General features: G+C 39.4%; 12 protein-coding genes and 1 pseudogene. 5 read left to right on the top strand and 8 right to left on the bottom strand.

What is annotated here, in order from left to right; translation table 11 throughout:
* Positions 1-35 precede the first annotated feature (35 nt).
* Positions 36-1,256: an acetate kinase gene (locus QZU45_RS08335; protein ID WP_295354043.1), complete on the bottom strand. Its 1,221-nt coding sequence runs from the start codon at positions 1,254-1,256 to the stop codon at positions 36-38.
* Between the two features lie 207 nt (positions 1,257-1,463).
* Here QZU45_RS08335 and pdxH point away from each other — a divergent pair, with 207 nt between their 5' ends.
* Entirely contained in the window at positions 1,464-2,105 is a 642-nt protein-coding gene (gene pdxH, locus QZU45_RS08330) for a pyridoxamine 5'-phosphate oxidase (protein WP_295354040.1), read from the top strand.
* Positions 2,106-2,212: 107 nt separating this feature from the next.
* On the opposite strand, the gene purU is transcribed toward pdxH, so the two are convergent.
* Complete coding sequence (gene purU / locus QZU45_RS08325; RefSeq protein WP_074944520.1) at positions 2,213-3,061, bottom strand: formyltetrahydrofolate deformylase; 849 nt, start codon at positions 3,059-3,061, stop codon at positions 2,213-2,215.
* 221 nt (positions 3,062-3,282) lie between these two features.
* Here purU and gltA point away from each other — a divergent pair, with 221 nt between their 5' ends.
* Positions 3,283-4,602, top strand: a complete 1,320-nt coding sequence (gene gltA, locus QZU45_RS08320) for a citrate synthase (RefSeq protein ID WP_294999706.1) — start codon at positions 3,283-3,285, stop codon at positions 4,600-4,602.
* 355 nt (positions 4,603-4,957) lie between these two features.
* Here the strand turns inward: gltA and sctR are convergent, their stop codons facing one another.
* From sctR to QZU45_RS08300, 4 genes are read right to left on the bottom strand one after another with little or no spacing between them, the layout of a single operon-like run.
* Positions 4,958-5,611, bottom strand: a complete 654-nt coding sequence (gene sctR, locus QZU45_RS08315) for a type III secretion system export apparatus subunit SctR (protein WP_295354037.1) — start codon at positions 5,609-5,611, stop codon at positions 4,958-4,960.
* A 4-nt stretch (positions 5,612-5,615) separates the two neighbouring features.
* Entirely contained in the window at positions 5,616-6,632 is a 1,017-nt protein-coding gene (gene sctQ / locus QZU45_RS08310; RefSeq protein ID WP_295354034.1) for a type III secretion system cytoplasmic ring protein SctQ, read from the bottom strand.
* Positions 6,625-7,278 carry a hypothetical protein gene (locus tag QZU45_RS08305; protein WP_295354031.1) on the bottom strand — a complete coding sequence of 218 codons (654 nt, stop codon included), beginning with the start codon at positions 7,276-7,278 and terminating at the stop codon, positions 6,625-6,627. The genes sctQ and QZU45_RS08305 overlap by 8 nt, the downstream gene beginning before the upstream one ends.
* A 23-nt stretch (positions 7,279-7,301) precedes the next feature.
* Positions 7,302-8,375 (bottom strand): hypothetical protein, encoded by a 1,074-nt coding sequence (locus QZU45_RS08300; RefSeq protein WP_295354028.1) that lies wholly within the window; start codon positions 8,373-8,375, stop codon positions 7,302-7,304.
* A gap of 532 nt (positions 8,376-8,907) precedes the next feature.
* Between QZU45_RS08300 and QZU45_RS08295 the strand changes: the two genes are divergently transcribed.
* Genes QZU45_RS08295 through QZU45_RS08285 form a run of 3 tightly spaced genes read left to right on the top strand, consistent with a single transcriptional unit; the run spans position 8,908 to position 16,586 of the window.
* Positions 8,908-14,271 (top strand): hypothetical protein, encoded by a 5,364-nt coding sequence (locus tag QZU45_RS08295; RefSeq protein WP_295354025.1) that lies wholly within the window; start codon positions 8,908-8,910, stop codon positions 14,269-14,271.
* Positions 14,272-14,321: 50 nt separating this feature from the next.
* A complete protein-coding gene (locus QZU45_RS08290; protein ID WP_295354022.1) occupies positions 14,322-15,374 on the top strand; it encodes a TAXI family TRAP transporter solute-binding subunit in 1,053 nt (350 codons plus the stop codon).
* 9 nt (positions 15,375-15,383) lie between these two features.
* Positions 15,384-16,586 (top strand): sodium/glutamate symporter, encoded by a 1,203-nt coding sequence (locus QZU45_RS08285; protein WP_295354020.1) that lies wholly within the window; start codon positions 15,384-15,386, stop codon positions 16,584-16,586.
* Between the two features lie 186 nt (positions 16,587-16,772).
* On the opposite strand, the gene QZU45_RS08280 is transcribed toward QZU45_RS08285, so the two are convergent.
* Together QZU45_RS08280 and QZU45_RS08275 are read right to left on the bottom strand one after the other, a co-directional pair.
* Positions 16,773-17,444 carry a type III secretion system chaperone gene (locus QZU45_RS08280; protein ID WP_295354017.1) on the bottom strand — a complete coding sequence of 224 codons (672 nt, stop codon included), beginning with the start codon at positions 17,442-17,444 and terminating at the stop codon, positions 16,773-16,775.
* 211 nt (positions 17,445-17,655) lie between these two features.
* Positions 17,656-17,887, bottom strand: a pseudogene (locus QZU45_RS08275) (hypothetical protein); the annotation flags it as partial.

Below are 17,887 nucleotides of genomic sequence, written 5' to 3'. Positions count from 1 at the left end.
AAAAGACCGAGCGCCTGATTGAATTCTAAACTGAATTACTTAACGAAGCTCATTGCAGAACGAGCAATCATCAGCTCTTCATTAGTTGCGATAACAAATACCTTAACTGATGAATCTGGAGCAGAAATAGTCTGCTTGTCTACACCCATGAATACCTTGGCGTGCTCATTAGCAGCTTCGTCAATCTTAACACCGAATGACTCTTCAAGCTCCTTAAGAACAAACTTACGAGTGGTTGGACCATTCTCACCAACACCACCAGAGAATACGATTGCATCAACATGTCCTAGAGGAACATAGTAAGAAGCAATGAACTTAGCAAGTCTGTAAGCATACATCTCTAAAGCCAGCTTACATCTCTCATTACCCTCATTGTAACCGGCAACAATAGGACGGAAGTCTGAAGAAACACCAGAAGCAGCTAACATACCTGACTTCTTGTTAAATACTTCCTTAACCTCTTCTGGAGTCATTCCCATCTTATCGCATAGGAAGAATACAACAGAAGCGTCAATGCTACCGCAACGGGTACCCATGATCAGACCATCAAGTGGAGTTAAACCCATTGATGTATCGATGCACTTTCCGCCCTTTACAGCAGAAACTGAAGCACCGTTACCTAAATGGCAGGTAATAATGTTTGTCTGCTCTAGTGGCTTGCCCAGAAGCTTTGCTGCTTCCTGTGACAGGAACATGTGTGAAGTACCGTGAGCACCATACTTACGTAGGTGTAGATCGGTGTAGTACTCCTCAGGAATTGCATATCTGTATGCCTTTGGAGGCATAGTCTGATGGAATGCAGTATCAAATACAGCAACATGAGGAATTGAAGGGAAACTTGCTCTTGCAGCGTCGATACCTAAAAGGTGAGCAGGATTGTGAAGAGGAGCAAATGGAATAACCTTTCTGATATTCTCTTCTACTTCATCGTTGATTAAAGTTGGCTCAGAATAAATATCACCACCTTGAACGATTCTGTGACCGCATGCAACGATAGAGTCCAGAAGAGCCTGATCCTTTGCTAAAACATTCTTTACAAGATACTCAAGTGCCTTCTTATGATCAGCGCCAGCACCTAAAGACTGTTCTGTTTTATCCCCACCATTGAACTTCCATGAGATTCTGGCATCTTCAAGGCCTAATGCCTCTGCAAGACCATTTAGAAAAACATGGCCATCTTTAGGATCTAAGATAGCGAATTTTACTGAAGAACTTCCGCAATTTACGACCAATGCGGTCTTTGGATAATTATTCATTTGAGCACCTAAATTTCTTCAACTATTTTTATAAACAAAAATTACAATTAAGTAATAATTTTCTTATACAATAAGATTTTACCATTATGTACCTATAGTTACTAAACAAATGTGACATAAAATGTAGAATTGATACTTGATATATACAAAAATTCACGTATTTTGAGTAAATCACATTTTTTTGTTTAATTTATAAGGCAATTTGAAATGATTGATGTTGCTGATTTAAGAAGAAGTTACACTCAGGGCGGACTTGAAGAGTCTGATTTAACCGAGCATCCTATTGATCTTTTTGAAAAATGGCTTAAACAGGCTATTGATTCACAGATCTACGATCCAAACGGTGTCGTTGTAAGCACAGTCGACGAAACCAATCAGCCTTATTCACGAATGGTACTGCTAAAAGACTATGATCGTGAAAATTTGATTTTTTACACAAATCTTGGCTCTCGCAAAGCTCAGCATATCAAAAATAACCCAAAGGTATGTCTGCTCTTCCCTTGGTATATGCTGGAAAGACAGGTTATGTTCATAGGAGAGGCGGTAAGACAGTCCCCTGTTCAGGATTTAAAATACTTCCACTCAAGACCAAGAGGAAGTCAGATTGGAGCGTGGGCCTCTAACCAGTCACACCTCATTTCAGCAAGAGGAATTCTTGAGAGCAAATTTCTGGAGATGAAGGAAAAGTTCAAGAACGGAGAAATTCCACTTCCTTCTTTCTGGGGCGGATACAAAGTTAAATTCAATAAGGTTGAGTTCTGGCAGGGACGAGAGAACAGACTGCACGACAGATTTATCTATGAGCTGAAAGACGATGTCTGGCAGACACCTGTTAGATTAGCTCCTTAGGAAGACCTGTTATATCCAGGATATGGATATTTCACTCCATATCTTGGATCAAGCTTTTCAGGAAAAGCTACATACTTTTTTCTATGTAGCTCAGATCAGAGATGATTTTAGAAAACTACAGTCTTATTGCCGTGAATAAAGACTTTGTCATCTAAAACCTTGTTAACGGCTCTCATCAGAACCATCTGCTCAACATCGTGTCCTGCCTTGGCCAGAGTCTGAGGATCATAACGGTGATTTACCTTGATAACATCCTGCTCAATGATAGGCCCTTCATCCAGATTGTTGGTAACAAAGTGAGCAGTAGCACCGATAATTTTCACACCTCTGTCGTAAGCCTGATGATATGGCTTAGCACCGATAAATGCAGGTAGGAATGAGTGGTGAATATTGATGAGCTTACCTAATGGATAGTGATTTACAAAGTTAGGAGATAAAATTCTCATGTACTTTGCCAAAATCACGTAATCAGGATTACATTCATCAATTACATCCATCATGTTCTTTTCCTGCTCTTCCTTGGTAATACCCTCGCAGGAGACTAGCTTGAATGGAACACCAAATTTCTCTGCTAATGCGCCTAATTCTGGATAATTACCAGCAACAAGAGCAATATCAGCATTCATTGCGCCAGAATAGGATTTCATCAGCAGTTCACCCAGACAGTGAGATTCCTTGGTTACCAGTACACACAGTCTGCGCTTTGACTCGTCCTTTAGACGCACAATTGCACCATCTGGCAGAACATTGATAACCGTATTGATTAGAGTCTCAGAAATCTTTTCATCACTGAAGTTACCTTCAATAACAGTTCTCATAAAGAATCTGTTATCTTCATGTGAAGCAAACTGATCCTGACGAATAACATTCATGTGAAACAGGAAGCAGACATTGGTGATCTTAGCAATCAGACCAACATCATCCTTGCACTCGGTTAAAAGAATTCTTCTTTCCATAATAACTTCTTTCATAGATAACTCTTAATTAGATATTCCTGTAAGCATATACAAATTTGAGTAAATATGGAACAGAAAGCCAAAATGAACCACAAGCGTGCGCTCTATAACAGTGCAAAGAGCGGATATTTTCAATTCTGTATACATTTATGAGAATGTGTTTACAATGAAATTATGACTGGTGCATTCTTTTAATAAACAAAAGATAAGGAAAAATCATAATGGCAATAGAAGAAAAACTACCTGCTTTAGACAAGTATGCAACCCTTATCATTCCAGGTAAGGATCCGATTCAGCTGCCTATTCTTAAAGGAGCAATCGGCCCTGAAGTTATTGATATCAGAGAGTTAGGAAAGCAGGGTTATTTTACCTATGATCCTGGCTTTGTATCCACCGCATCATGCACTTCAAAAATTACATTCATTGATGGCAAGAACGGTGTTCTTCTATACAGAGGCTACCCAATTGATCAGCTGGCCACAAAATGTGACTATCTTCAGGTATGCTATCTGCTGTTTAAGGGTGAACTTCCAACTAAAGAGCAGTATCAGGAATTCGTACATAGAGTAAAACACCATACTCTGGTACATACACAAATGGAATCCCTGTTCCAGGCATTCAGACGTGACTCTCACCCTATGGCTGTGCTTTGCGGTGTAGCAGGTGCGTTATCTGCCTTCTATCATGACAAGCTCGATATTTACGATCCTGAACATCGTGAGCTTACAGCGGTACGACTAATTGCTAAGATGCCAACACTGGCTGCCATGTCATACAAATACTCAATCGGTCATCCTTTTGTCTATCCACGAAATGATCTGAGCTACACTGCAAACTTCCTGCACATGATGTTCTCTACCCCATGTGAGGAGTACAAGGTAAATCCTATTGTTGAAAAAGCTCTGGACAGAATTTTCACTCTTCATGCTGACCATGAGCAGAACGCCTCTACCTCATCAGTTCGTCTGGCAGGTTCTTCAGGAGCCAACCCATATGCTTGTATTGCTGCCGGTGTAGCTTCTCTATGGGGACCAGCCCACGGCGGTGCCAACGAAGCATGTCTGCGTATGCTTGAAGAAATCGGTTCTGTTGACAGAATTCCAGAATACATCGCAAGAGCCAAGGATAAGAACGATCCTTTCAGACTGTTCGGTTTTGGTCATCGTGTATACAAGACCTTCGATCCTCGTGCAATCGTTATGAGAGATACCTGTCATGAGGTTCTGGATGCACTTCATATCGAAAACAATCCTCTTCTGAAGATTGCAACAGAGCTTGAAAAGATCGCACTCAACGATGAATACTTTGTAACCAGACATCTGTATCCTAACGTTGATTTCTACTCAGGAATCATCCTGAACGCTATCGGCATTCCAACCTCAATGTTCACCGTAATCTTTGCTCTGGCAAGAACCATCGGCTGGATCACTCACTGGAATGAAATGCATACCAATGATGCTGACTTCAGAATCGGAAGACCTCGTCAGGTATACACAGGAAAGGAAAAGCGAGACGTAAAACCTTTCAGAAGCAGAAATTAAATCATAAGAAAATTGTTCTAAAAGAAACCCCCGCTAAACGGGGGTTGTTATTGCTACTTATTTTTTAATATATAATAGTTTATTTTATTATTTATATAACTACTTAAAAAAAACATTTGTGAGAGTAAGCACGATTTTTTTAGAGAATATATGTAGATATATTTTTGTAACAATTAATTACAGAACTATCTAGAAATCAGAGAGATAGATCAATATTAATTTTTAAATATATACACAAAAAGCAATCTGAAGCTTATAAAAAAAAGAAAATAATACTAGATCGAACAAAAGGCTTCAGGAAATGTCAGACTTACGGATACAGTCGAAAAGCTGACACCTCCCAAAAGAAGAGTACCTAGTACGAGTAACTGTACATAAGGCCCTGAGTAAGCTTCAGCCAGCCGTCCAGTGAAACGAACAGCATCAGCTTGAAAGGAAGAGAAATCGACATAGGTGACACCATCATCATACCCATAGCCAGAAGAATATTGGATATAATCAGGTCAATGGCAATAAAAGGAAGATAAAGCAGGAAGCCAATCTGAAACGCCTTTGTCAGCTCAGAAATCACAAAAGAAGGGATGACAAACAGATAGTTATCAGATTCAATTGAATTACGCATTTCCTCAGGCCAGATCTTCTTTGATGCTGTAACAAAAGCCTTGGTGATACGTACATCGGTATTTACAATTAGAAAGTCCTTAAGAGGCTTTGAATAAGTATTCAGGTCCTCAACCATCTGTACAATACTTTTATTTTCAAACTCAACTCCATCAAGATCATCGACAATCTGCTTTCCTACAGGCGCCATAATAAACACGGACAAAATCATTGACAGAGCAGCCAGCACCATGCCTGGAGGAGTCTGCTGAACACCCAGTGCGTTTCTGATTAGAGAAAGAACAATAACAATCTTGCAATAGGAGGTAACCACTGTGACCAGAATAGGCATAAGGCCCATCACAGCCATCAGTACAAGAAAGTTAAAATGATTGAAATCACTTCCCATAAAATCAGCTCTTTAGTTCTGTAATCTGAACGCCAATATTATCTCCAAGATCAACCAGTCGGCCAAGTCCTACTCGCTTTCCGTTAACCTTAATGGTTACAGGAGACTGCTTTGAACAGGATAAAGACAGTACAGAGCCTGATTTTAGAGTTGAAACCTCTTCGAAGGACAGCGTTCTTCTGTCAACTTCAAAGGCAACCTCAAAATTAAGATCATCTGTGTTAATTGTACCGTTTTCATCAATCTGAGAAGCGGTTTCATTCGTTGACATATCTTGAGTATTTTCGCTCATATTGTTTATATTCTCCTCGTTTGCAACTGTTTTTATGCCTTTAAAAATACCCTGTCCCGCTGCAAGATCAAAAACCAGACATTTGTTCCCCATCTTGGCATAGGCAAGATTTGAATCAAACAGATAAACATCCGGAATCAGGATATCTCCGCATGAAAGATCCTTGAGATCACGAGCTTTTAATGTAACGTAGCCAATATCAAAGCCAAGTTCAACTCCAAGGTTATATACAAGAGCTGAATTTACAGTCTTCTCAAGATTTTCAAACATCAGGGCAAGATTAAAAGCAGCCTCATCACTTGGAATCTCGATCTTTAAAGGAATGGAACAGTTCGCATGATTCAGGGTACAGTACAAAGCAAAAACTGATGAAAAAGAAACCGGTGGATCACAGAAGGTTATATAGGCATTAACCTTTGAAGACAGATACTCTATCTCCTTTGTAAATACCATTTCAAGACTGGCTGACAGCAGCTCAAAAGGAAGTGATCTGGTATTGATATCCTGTAACAGAGGCTCCTCATTTAAAAAATCATCGGATAGTGCGCTCACCTTAAGCACAGCACCATTGATATTCAGGAAAGCACTAACAACTTCCTCTGAATCAAAAACGGTTAAAGGACTGAACTTAAAGACCGAGCCTGTTCCCATTGCCGCGTTTACGGCATTGAAAAGTCGAGCCTGAGCTACAGATAGGGGTTCAATCTTATAAGGAACCGATTCAGACATTATCATTTTCTCCGTCTTTCAGAACAGCATCGCTGTTTCCTGCCAGGCCTCTGATATCGTTATGAACCCCCTCAGCTTCAATACCGTCAAAAGAAACCTCTACTCTGAAAGCATTCTTCTCATGAGTATCAAGATCTGCCTCAAGCATATCTTTGGTTGCCATAAGTTTTTTGAAGGAAAGAGGATCTGATGACACGATATTCACAAAAAGCATACCGGTCACATCACGAGTCAGTGTAATTGATGTATCAGTAAGCACAGTATCATTCAGCTGCAGCATTACCTGATGAGCGCCATCAAGTCTAGGCTGAGAAACCAGAATCTTATCAACAAGAGATGTAACCAGCTGCTGAAGCTCTGTCTGAGTACCTACAGACGAACTCTGAGAAGCTGCATTAACAGAAGAACTTGTCATAGAGCTTGCCTGTTTGGCAAATGAAGAGAACATAGAAGACATGTCTGAATCCTTTCTCTGGGAATCCCCATTGTTTTTGTCAGAACCGGCGCCTTCCTTACGAGACATTTCCTTCTCAAACTGTTCTTTCTTCTGATTAGACCAGTAGTCGTCTCCTCTTGTTTTTAAATCATCCTTACTGTCTGCAACAGGTGCAGAAGAACCATCTGAAGATAACCCCTGAACCCTCATGATAAACCTCTTGTCTACCTAGCCTAAATTTTTTTCATAATGAAGTTTGGAACAATCTTGCTGTCTTCCTTTAATTTCAGATGAAGACGATGTCCCAGCTCAGTCTTGTCCTGAATATTAAACAGAGGGCTCATACCCATAGCCTTCAGAATCTTGTTCATTAAAATAACATTCTTGCCATTGTTTCTCTTTACATAGAGGAAGCTCTCTCCTTCAACCAGAGGATAGTCAACAAGAACAATAGCCTCTCTTAAAGCAGTTCGGATTTCAGCATAATCGTAGCTTTCCTTTGTTGCCTGCTCCAGCTTGAATCTGATGATCTTCATCATAATCAGTTTCAGATAGCTGGACATCTGATTAAAACGGGCTGTCTTGGTAAAAATAAGTTCTTCCTTGCTGATGGTTGTATCTGAACCTGACATCTTCAGTTTACTTAGAGTATCAGGATCGAGCGTAAGTCCGGACTGGCTCATTGTTGAGCTTAGAAAATCCATATCGTATTCATCAGAAAGCTGCTTAACAATAAAACGCAGCATATATAGAGACTCTTCATTCAGAATATCCTGTGAGTTTGCAAGATATTCCTTTAACTGCTCTGGAGAATAGTTGCATCCGAGGAAGCCCAGATCAGGGCCGTATACAAGCTCGCTGTTTTCCTCATCATAACCAAGAATGGAAATAACAAGATTGGCGAGAATTACTTCAGATAAAGAATATTTGAGTTTTGCGTGATATCTGGTCTGCAGATAGTTAAGACGGTAATCAAGCTTTAGAACATCGGACCAGATGTGATTGAAGATTGCGTAAGCATAGTTAACCTGAGGGAAGCCGTTCTCAAACTTTTTAAGTCTCGAGCTTTTGGCCATTGAGTTCAGACGTGTTACCACATCCTTTTTGATTGCGCCTTTCAACTCTGCAGACTTGGCTTTAACATCTCTCTTCAGCTTTTCAAGCGCATTCGGATCATCCTTTAGGAGGTCATCAAGCTTGCCTAATTTGTTAAGAGTTCTATGGCCTATAGAGCCATCTTCCTTTCGAAAAGATTCAACAAGGTATACGTATTGGGTATTGTTTGATTTTTTTATCTGAATATACATTTCAATAAACTCAAAATACAAATAATAAACAACTAACTAAGATTATTATATATAAGAAATAAAAATTAAGGATAACCTGATACTACAAACCCCAAAATATCTTTAAAAATCTTCTAATAATTAGGAGTAGTTCTAATTTTTAAAAATACAGGTTTGACCAAATATATCCGCGAAACAAAGCTATCAGAAAGATTGAGATACTCTCATGGAATCCTTAAGATTCAATTCTGATATAGATAGGATTATCTTTTCTTATACCTACTTTCCTCCAAAATTAAAAATTAATCAAGTTAAATGACATTTTAACTGAACCAAAGTGGTTAATCATGCCGTAAAAATCACAGTCTTTGTAATTGTTATTGACCTTAATCCCAAAGCGGTTAAAAGACGCTAGAACTTTTATATTCAGATCTCAATAATAGGCTTAGATGTACTAAGTCTGGACTTTAAGCATGTCTGACTATGCTAAGTTTTTTTCCTTAAGGCATGATTTAAAGTACAAGCATGATTAAAAATATATAAGGACCAGCGTATGAGTGATTTTTCAATAAGAAACAGAATTGAGCCTGAAAAAATCAATATTCAGAATCAGGAAGAGAAAGTCGATAATAACCAGAAAACTTACTCAAACTCCCTTAATGATGCTATTTCACTTAGTCAGAAAATTGATAGCGAGCCAAATCATAACGCAGATATCATAAGAGGATCATCTCCAAAAGACAGGCTTAAGACCCTAATTGATAAGCTTAAAACCAGTGGCAACTCAGCAGGTATTGAGCAGTTTGATAAGAAATTCTTTCTTTTAAATATAAACAAAGCTCTTGTTAATTCGGTATTCAGCAACAATAACGCCAATCTGCAGAAAATGCAGATGGAAGCCTCTGAATGCGACCTTAAGTTTAAAGAAAAATGTATTGATGCTCTAAAGGAAGAAAATGATTTCAGTAAAATGGGCATGCTTTACAAGACCTCAACCTCAAACGCACAGAGAGCCTACCTCGATCTGATGTCAGCATTCCTGATGACAGCAAAGTTTCAAATAAATTCAGCAGATAACTCATCTGGAAAAATATCAAATACAGTTCTGCAGGAAATTCAGTGTGCTCTGGCAGAGCATATTGCTGCAGGTCCAGAAGGCTGTTCCCAGACTGCACAGAAGGCTCTGGATATACTTGAAAATCTGCCTGATGATGTAAAAAACAGCTGTAAAGATGCCATAGAACAGCTGAAAGCTCAGATCAACACAATTACGCAGAACAAACATAACGCTCTTGAGGATATAAAAAAACGTAGCGAAGATCTTAAAGGCTTCCAGAATAATTTAAAGGACTTCAACCCTGACAAATTCAAACCAACAGAGCTGCGTTTTACACAGAACACAGCAAAATCAGGAATTTCTCCATACTGCGGAGTCAACTCATGTGTCCATCTTGACAGCAAAACCAGCGCTCAGTTCAGAGAACTCAAAAATGAGCTAGAACCAAAGTTTAATGATGTTGTAAAGCTGCATCATGAAATCGAGTCTTATCTTGACTCTCCAAATATAAAAGGAAGTTCACTTAAGACCCTTGCTGCCAGAGTAGAGAATGAAGCAAGCGGCAATACCTTTCTTTTAAACAAGCTAAATGCTCATTCAAGAAGTGCCTTTGACAGAATCGGAGCCAGAATTGTCAGTCTGGTGGATAATCCTGTATCAAATGCAAATCTTGCATCCGAGCTTACAAAAATAGCCGATGAAATAAACAGACATCTGCTGCCAGAACATTCAAAACCACTTGCAAAAATAATCAGTCTGAATCTGACCAAACTAGAATTTGGTGTAAATGGACTTACAGAAACACCAAATCTGTTAGCGCTGAGGAGTCTGATGAGTAAAATCAGTGGCGATCCAAAGCTTCAGAACAATTTTTCTGAACTTATGAATGTTCTGGGTCAGGCCCGTTTTGATTTCAAAGGTTTTGCCCTGCTTTCAGGAAAACTGACTTCCGATGACATTAAGAATAATCCTAAGTCCATGGGAGAGTTTTCAACAGAGGTTTTAGAGGGATTAAGCAGATGTCTTGACAATCCTGCCGAAGGCAATGCCTTTGTAGATAAACTTGCCTCTGTCAAGGAACAGGATAAAAGTACCTTTACTGCATTTGCTGCAATGGGTAGTTTCCTATGCCACAGTTCAGATGAAAGGGTGGTGCAGAAGTGCGGCAAATACCTCAATTTAAATCTTGTTAAACAGGCTGCAGCTTTGGATTTGAAACAGAATAATCTGGATTTAAAGGCTGTTCCGCCAACTCCAGAAGAGCTTAAGGCTAATCCTAAGCTTTTAGCAGATGAACAGATCAATCTTGACCTCTACAAGATTGTAAATTCCAACATGAAGGATATTGATTCTGCAACCCTTAAGAGAGTACTTGACAGCGCAGTTGCGGGAAAACTTCCTCACCTGGACATAGTATGGAATACGCTGCTTCACAGTGCATATCACGCAGAAATGACAGAGAAGCTGGAAAAAGGAGAAATTAACAATGTTCCAAAGAGGGTCTTCTCGATAAGTACCGAGGAATCCTCCCCTGTCAAGGAACTGATTCCAGAGAGAAAATCCTCAGGCTACTATGCCAGACAGGAGTTTAAAAACTCCCTTTCTCCGGCAGTTGTTGACCGCATGATCTCAAAGTCCACAGGTCTGTTCAGAAAAGATGAACAGCAAAAGAATCTCAATGCCATAACAGATAAATTAAATGCCATGAGTAACTACAACACAGATATTCTGGAGGCATTGGGGAAAGAAAGTACACAAGGCAAGATTCAGCTTGCTCTTGACGAAATGAGAAAAGAGCTGACTTTTATAAACTCATCAATTATAACCGGCGGAGTTCGTCAGTTTGACAACATCAAGTCACCAGATGAACTTTTAAAGGTTGCCCTTGACAAGGGAGCCCTGTTAGACGGAATAAATTCAAAATATAAGGGCATGAGCGAAAAATACGCCAATACAATAAAGGAAAAGAACAGCTCTCTACAGAATCCTATCGTCTCAAATCTTTTAGAAAAACAGGGGTTAATGCCAGGTGATAAGCCAAAGGGTCAGGATGTTGCAGTAACAATTATTACCCTGAGAGACAACCTTATTGATGATATTTCCAAATTCTCTGAAAAAGATCTTAAGGAAATAGGGATAAAAAATCCAGAGAATCTTAAGTTCAGTGCAGAAGAAAAGGAGTTCAGCATCAAGCTCAATCAGTATCAGGGCAAACGAAATCTGGCTGAACTCTCTGGGGTTACCATTCCACCATCAAAAGAATTTTCAGATGATAAAATCGAGAATTTCTATAAAAAATGTGATGAAGCGCTGTCAGAACTAACAGATTTTCTCTCAACTCAGGGCAAGAGTGTTCCTTTAACCAAGGCAGCAAAGCTTGCGCTCAATAAATATATTGAGATTACGCTAATGCGTCACGGTGACAGCTACGCCCAGTTTGTAGCCAAGGATGAGGGCGCAAAATATATACAGAGCAAGGGCGAGCCTGATGAGAAAATACTAAAGGCCGCTCAAAATCTAACTTTCGAGAAAACGGTTGAAATAGATTCAAAGCTTCATAATCTATTAAACGGGACTGTGTCCAGTGAAGATAAAGATCTTAACGCCATAAAGAATCTTATTCTTAACAATCTGGCTGTAAATACAGGCCTTAAGAGGAAAAATCTTAGAGAGTTCATCAAAGTAACCGACGAAAATCAGAAACTTTCAGTTCAGGAGAAGAAAGAGCTTATTAACAGTCTCAAACTCCTGAAAATGAACGTAGACACCAGTTCATTTACCTCAACAGATCCTCGTGACAGCAAACCTACACAGTTCAGTGCCGATCTGAGAGAACTAGGAAAAGCTGAAGGACAGGATTTTGAGAAGAAACTTGATGATTTTATATCAAAACACCTGACTGCAGAAAACACTGCACAGGCTGACGCTGTGGTCACTTATGCCACAAGTAGCAACGATCCTCTTGAAACAACACTTAATACTCTAAAAACAGCTTTTGGAGAAAATTCAAATCTCGATACAGGAGTACTTAAGAAAGTTACTGATTCCTTCACATCTGACTATAAAAAGAATGTCGGCAGTACAACAAAGAAATCTGCGTTGTATGAGACATCTCAGAATGAACAGGCTCAGGCTTTAGGAGAAAAACTTTTAGGCGACAGAAATGTCCGCGCCATTGTAAGACTAGCTGGCAGCTATGCTGCAGCCTCTTTAGGATATTCAGGCAGAAACGAAGTTTTTGAAGCTTACAGAAGCGATTCTACAAGCGATGAAGAAAAGACCCGTATAGAAAATGCAATGAAAAATGCCCTCATCGAAAGAGGCTTTGATGCAAACCTTGCGGATATGCTGACCAGAGCCAAGCTGATTGAAGGGAAAAACGACCACTTAATTGCCAGAGGCTGGAGTATTCTTAAAAACACGCTATTCAGTGTTGTTTCAACAATTCAGTCCCGTGTTGTGGACCGTTTTGAGGGAAACTATACCGAAACACAGCGTAGAACACAGAACTTTGAAAAATACCTTCCATGCGTAAAGGAAATGATAAAATCCATCACTCCTGACACAGTCAAATATGTGGACAAGAGCAAGGATATGGCCTTCAAGTTTGATCCACTCAAAGCAATTGATGCTGTCACAGGAGGAACACTCACAGAAAACGGAATGGTCTCCCTGAAGCTGAGTCTCTCTCTTCTGAAAAACTCCGGTGTAATCTTCAATCGCGATGAAGATGGCAAGCTGTCTTTGACCATCAATACTAATACTCTGGCTGGAGTCGGTGTAGAGGCGAGTGTCGATCTGCTTCAGGCGAGCGGAGCTACCGCTGAACTAGGAGTCAAGGGAGGATTTGGCAAGGTTCTGAATCTGAAATTCGACTCTGATGACGAAGCTGCTGTCTTTGTCTGCAAAATGTTCACAGGACAGCTCTCAAGCAATGATGTTAAGCTTTCAGAATCAGCCTCGGCAGGTACCAGCGGAACTATTTCAGGAGGGTTAAACGCCTCTGCTGATATCGGAAACTTTGCAAAATGGGCTGCATACGGTAAAGAAATCGAGGAAAACTCTAAAATAGAGAGAGTTGATGCTGATGAGAAATTTGCAGATGATCATCCGGTTGTCAATGCCGTGTTATCCAATGCGACCATAGGAAAATTAGAACTTGAAACCAGTCTTGGATATGATACCAAGACCATTATAGACAATTCAGGAGTAATTACTGAAAAACACCGTAAATGGACCATGAACCTTGGTTTTACTGCCATTGAATTTGCTGACAAGATTCAGAATATTAAAGAGGTTACTCTTGATAAGGTTTCAGATGATATAAAACCTCTAAAAGCTGTCTATGATGTAGCTGACAAGGTTAATACTGCCGTCAGTGATGCCATCACAAAACCGATTGAGGCTCTCGGCATCGACTATGTTGAAAATTACCATACGATACATGTTTCTGCTATAACCGGCGCAATTGATTATGCTACAGATAAAACCGTAAGCAACCGACTGAAAGATGAGCATCTTGATAAACTAAAAAAAGAAGGCCTGTTAAATGATGCCCTTGAACAGAAACTAAAGGAAGCAAGAGAAAGCGGTAATATTCAGAATGTCACCTTTGAAATGAATCTCAAGGAAGATGTCATTGATAAGTTCTCCCACGATCCTGCGACACTGGCTAAAGAGGCTGACAAGGTAAAACAGAATTATGAATTCTCTTCTTTTAGCATTGAGCTTAAGGGATCTGAAAACAAGATTGAATATATAAACTGGCTAAAACTGGTATCAGGCGGAATGCTGAGCTATTCATCCAAAACGACGGCAAATGGAAATACACTTCTAACCATTGTTAAGAATAAGCTTTAGTTCTGATGAGAAGATTTTGTGCCAATTAGGATAAGGTAAAAAGGATGTCTATGAAAAAATTACTGACATTGCTTCTGTGTGCATGGTTCCTTACCGGATGCTCTGACGAGGATAAAAACGTCCTTAGAGTAGGAGTCGGTGAGCCTGGCAGCGGGTATGAGGCTTATGTAGCTACTCTGAATGAACAGCTTGAAAGCAATCAGAGTTCAATCAGACTAAAACCAGTCTATACCAAAAACTCCGGAGCCTCGGTCAGACTTTTAAACTATGTTCTGCTGGATCTCTCCTTAATTGAGGGATCAGCACTTGATACAGCCCTAAAAAACGAGACAGATGAAACTTCAGCTGAATCCATTGGCAGATTTACAGATAAAAGTTACAACATATTGAACGATGGAGATGAAGTAAAGGAAAACTTCGCTACGGTTGCATCTGTATACGATAAAACTCTACATATTGTAATCATGGACGATTCACTAATTGATGAAGTTACAGATATCTACAGCAGTAATCTGATCATAGGCAGTGATGACTCCTATTCAAAGCATATCTGTGAACATGTATTTAACACTAACAGTAAAAAACACGATATAAACCTAGATAATTTCACAGATATTGATAACGCTCTTGAAATGCTAAAAGAGAAAAAAGCTGATGTAGCTTTCATCTTTGACAGAGTCCCTTCGGATAAGCTTCTTAAATTCTCCAAAGAGAACAAGGTTCGTATGATGTCTCTACCTAGAACCAAGATACAGGAACTTGCTTCCTCAGACTCCTGCTTTTCACAAAGAGAAATAAGTGCAGACACATATCCTGATATAGGTATAGACATTAGGACTCTGGATATGGAGGTCTTAATGGTGGCCAGTATCTACCTTGAAAATAATACGGTATCAGAACTGTTAAAGAACGGTATTTTAGGAAATAAGGCTCTGAGTAAGGAGGAATCCCAAAGAGAGCTTCGTCATGCAGGCAAGACCTTACATAACATAGGTTTCCATGAAGGCGCACATGAGTTCTTCAAGGAAAATGGAGTTGACGTCAAGGCTACAAACGTTGTCGAATCAATTATCAAGATGAATCTTATCGCCGGACAGGACTAAGGAATAATTATGCTGCAAATTATAAATCTCGATCTGTTTGAAACCGTAGCGCTTGCTGTGGTGGTTCTGTTTTTAGGCATGTTTCTGAAAAAACGAATTGTTTTTCTTGAGGAATACTGTATTCCCTCCCCTGTTATAGGTGGTCTGGTAATTGCGTTGGTAAATTACATTTTCTACCTTTGCGGCTATGTGTTTGCCTTTAATAAAACCATTGAAGATCTGTGTATGGTGGTTTTCTTTACCACCATTGGACTTCAGGTAGACCTGAGGATTCTCAGAAAAAGCTTTTTAACCATGATTATTCTGGTTTTATGTGTTTTTGTTCTTATTATTCTGCAGAATCTTGTTGCTTTAGGTACGGCATTTGTATTCAGAGGAGATATGCTGAATGCCCTTACTGCAGGATCAATCTCCATGATGGGAGGAGATGGTGTAGCAGAAATAGTTGGCCCTGTACTTGAGGATTTCAGACTTGAGAATGGTCAGAATCTAACATACGGTATGTGTACATTAGGATTTATAACCTCGGCTCTGATTGGAGGTCCTCTCGGCCGTTACCTAATTAAAAAGTATAATCTTAAAGCTAATATAGAAACATCAAAAGAAAATCCCGGCAGAAAGGAAAAAGCCAAAGACAAAACACCAGAGCTTCCATTCCCTGCCAAGCTTGCGAAGGTTATCTACAGAATACTCATTATAATGGGTCTTGGCATGGTGCTTTGCGATGTACTGGCACTCTTTGGTCCGGTTCTTCCTGATTATATAGGAGCAATGTTTGTCGCCATTATTGTTCGCAATATTGGAGATATAACAGGAAAACTCCCTGTATATCCAGTAGAGCTTAATTATATCGGAGCACTGTGTCTGTCCTTATTCCTGGCTATTGATTTTATGAATATAGCCATATGGCAGCTCTCTGTAATCAACCTTACTCAAATAGTTATCTTCATACTTCAGTTTGTTCTGATTACAGCTGCAGCTATCTATGTAATATTCAGAATAACAGGAAAAGATTATGATGCAGCCATTATATCAGCAGCAACCTGCGGATTTGGTCTTGGAGCTTCATCAAGTGCAATTTCAAACATGATGGTGCTGGTTGGAAAGTATGGACCTTCCATAAAATCCTTCATGCTCATTCCTATTGTTGGAACGCTGTTTGCCGATACTCTGAACAGCGTTGTTATCTATGTCATTCTCTGGCTACTTTAGGAAAGTCAAAAATCAGATTAACAATCAGATCCTGTTTTCAGGCAGGATCTGACAGATCGTTTTGCGAGTCTGCATCAAAACAAATAATCTGATAATAACCAAAGCTACTAACAGCAAATAGCAACAAGGTTCTTGAAAGAATTAAACAGGAGAGTGTATGTCTTTAATGACTTGGAATAATTTGCGTTATGCCATCATAAACATACTCTGAGCAACCATAACACTGATCATTCCATCTTCTTCTGTCTCAGGAATGGAACTTCTCCCCTGAAGAATTTCGGTTGCAGCATTATCAACGGGAGTAGAAGGCTCGTCAAACACAGTCTGGAGCTTTGCAGGAGAAGACTGAACAGGTGGAACCGTATTTATAGAACTCAAGGTACTCTGAGTTGCTGGAGTTGAAGTGCTCTTATTGAGAACTGGTGCTTTTAATGAAGCTCTGTTGACTCCTATAACAACATCAAGGATTTTATCGTTTAAAAAATTTCTGAAGCTGTTTGCATCCTCAATGAAGATCTTCAGTGAGGACTGAAAGGTTTCCGGAGTAACAGTGTCTAGCATAACGTCATAACATAACCATAAAACTGTAGTATCCCTATCATAGGTTAATCTAATGTTGTGATAACGTCCTCCGAATATATTCAGAGAAAGCAGACTTTCGAACATTTCAGGATTTACTACAGATTTCTCTCCAAGTGTTTCACAGCGTATATAAAGCATTACAGAGACTTCTTTCATGCACATGTACAGATAATCACCTTCAGGAAGGAGAGTACTAGAGATACCATTATTATCAAATTTAGATAGCTTAGGTGAAGACACTGTTTCAATAAGCTTATTTATCTGTTCTATGTTCATGAAAAATCCTTAGTCCTCTTTATACTCAAGCTAATTTAAATTTTAGCCTTAATTAAGATTTTTATCTCAAAAACAGATCTCGTTTTGGGATATAGACTCAGCGTTTCTATCAGAAGCAGAAAATTTCATGTTTTTGAAAACAAATGACAGGAATTTCTTTTCTGTATTCTCTGCTGATAATAGATATCAGCAGAACTGGCACATCACAATCCTAATTCTGCTTAAGCCACTCATCGACCTGAGCCTGAGTCTGTTCATCTGCTTTCTGGGCCAGAGTTCCTCTCATTACCAGAGCAGGTGCAACTTTAGCACCGGTTATTTCTGCGATTTTTCGATCAATTGCAGAAAGTCCCATTCCTTCATGGGTTATAAAAGGATGGATAGTTTTTCCTTTAAAATTCTGAGATTCCAGGAATGAATAAACCACCATTGGCATATCTGCC

Origin of the sequence: uncultured Succinivibrio sp., assembly GCF_902756765.1 — a bacterium.
Classification (GTDB): domain Bacteria; phylum Pseudomonadota; class Gammaproteobacteria; order Enterobacterales; family Succinivibrionaceae; genus Succinivibrio.
This window is presented reverse-complemented; position numbering and strand designations above follow the sequence as displayed.

Bases quoted from the DNA above. Each gene is read 5' to 3' on its own strand.
- sctQ (WP_295354034.1), bottom strand. From the start codon at position 6,632: ATGTCTGAATCGGTTCCTTATAAGATTGAACCCCTATCTGTAGCTCAG.
- sctR (WP_295354037.1), bottom strand. From the start codon at position 5,611: ATGGGAAGTGATTTCAATCATTTTAACTTTCTTGTACTGATGGCTGTG.
- QZU45_RS08285 (WP_295354020.1), top strand. From the start codon at position 15,384: ATGCTGCAAATTATAAATCTCGATCTGTTTGAAACCGTAGCGCTTGCT.
- QZU45_RS08295 (WP_295354025.1), top strand. From the start codon at position 8,908: ATGAGTGATTTTTCAATAAGAAACAGAATTGAGCCTGAAAAAATCAAT.
- QZU45_RS08300 (WP_295354028.1), bottom strand. From the start codon at position 8,375: ATGTATATTCAGATAAAAAAATCAAACAATACCCAATACGTATACCTT.
- QZU45_RS08305 (WP_295354031.1), bottom strand. From the start codon at position 7,278: ATGAGGGTTCAGGGGTTATCTTCAGATGGTTCTTCTGCACCTGTTGCA.
- QZU45_RS08280 (WP_295354017.1), bottom strand. From the start codon at position 17,444: ATGAACATAGAACAGATAAATAAGCTTATTGAAACAGTGTCTTCACCT.
- QZU45_RS08290 (WP_295354022.1), top strand. From the start codon at position 14,322: ATGAAAAAATTACTGACATTGCTTCTGTGTGCATGGTTCCTTACCGGA.
- pdxH (WP_295354040.1), top strand. From the start codon at position 1,464: ATGATTGATGTTGCTGATTTAAGAAGAAGTTACACTCAGGGCGGACTT.
- purU (WP_074944520.1), bottom strand. From the start codon at position 3,061: ATGGAAAGAAGAATTCTTTTAACCGAGTGCAAGGATGATGTTGGTCTG.
- gltA (WP_294999706.1), top strand. From the start codon at position 3,283: ATGGCAATAGAAGAAAAACTACCTGCTTTAGACAAGTATGCAACCCTT.
- QZU45_RS08335 (WP_295354043.1), bottom strand. From the start codon at position 1,256: ATGAATAATTATCCAAAGACCGCATTGGTCGTAAATTGCGGAAGTTCT.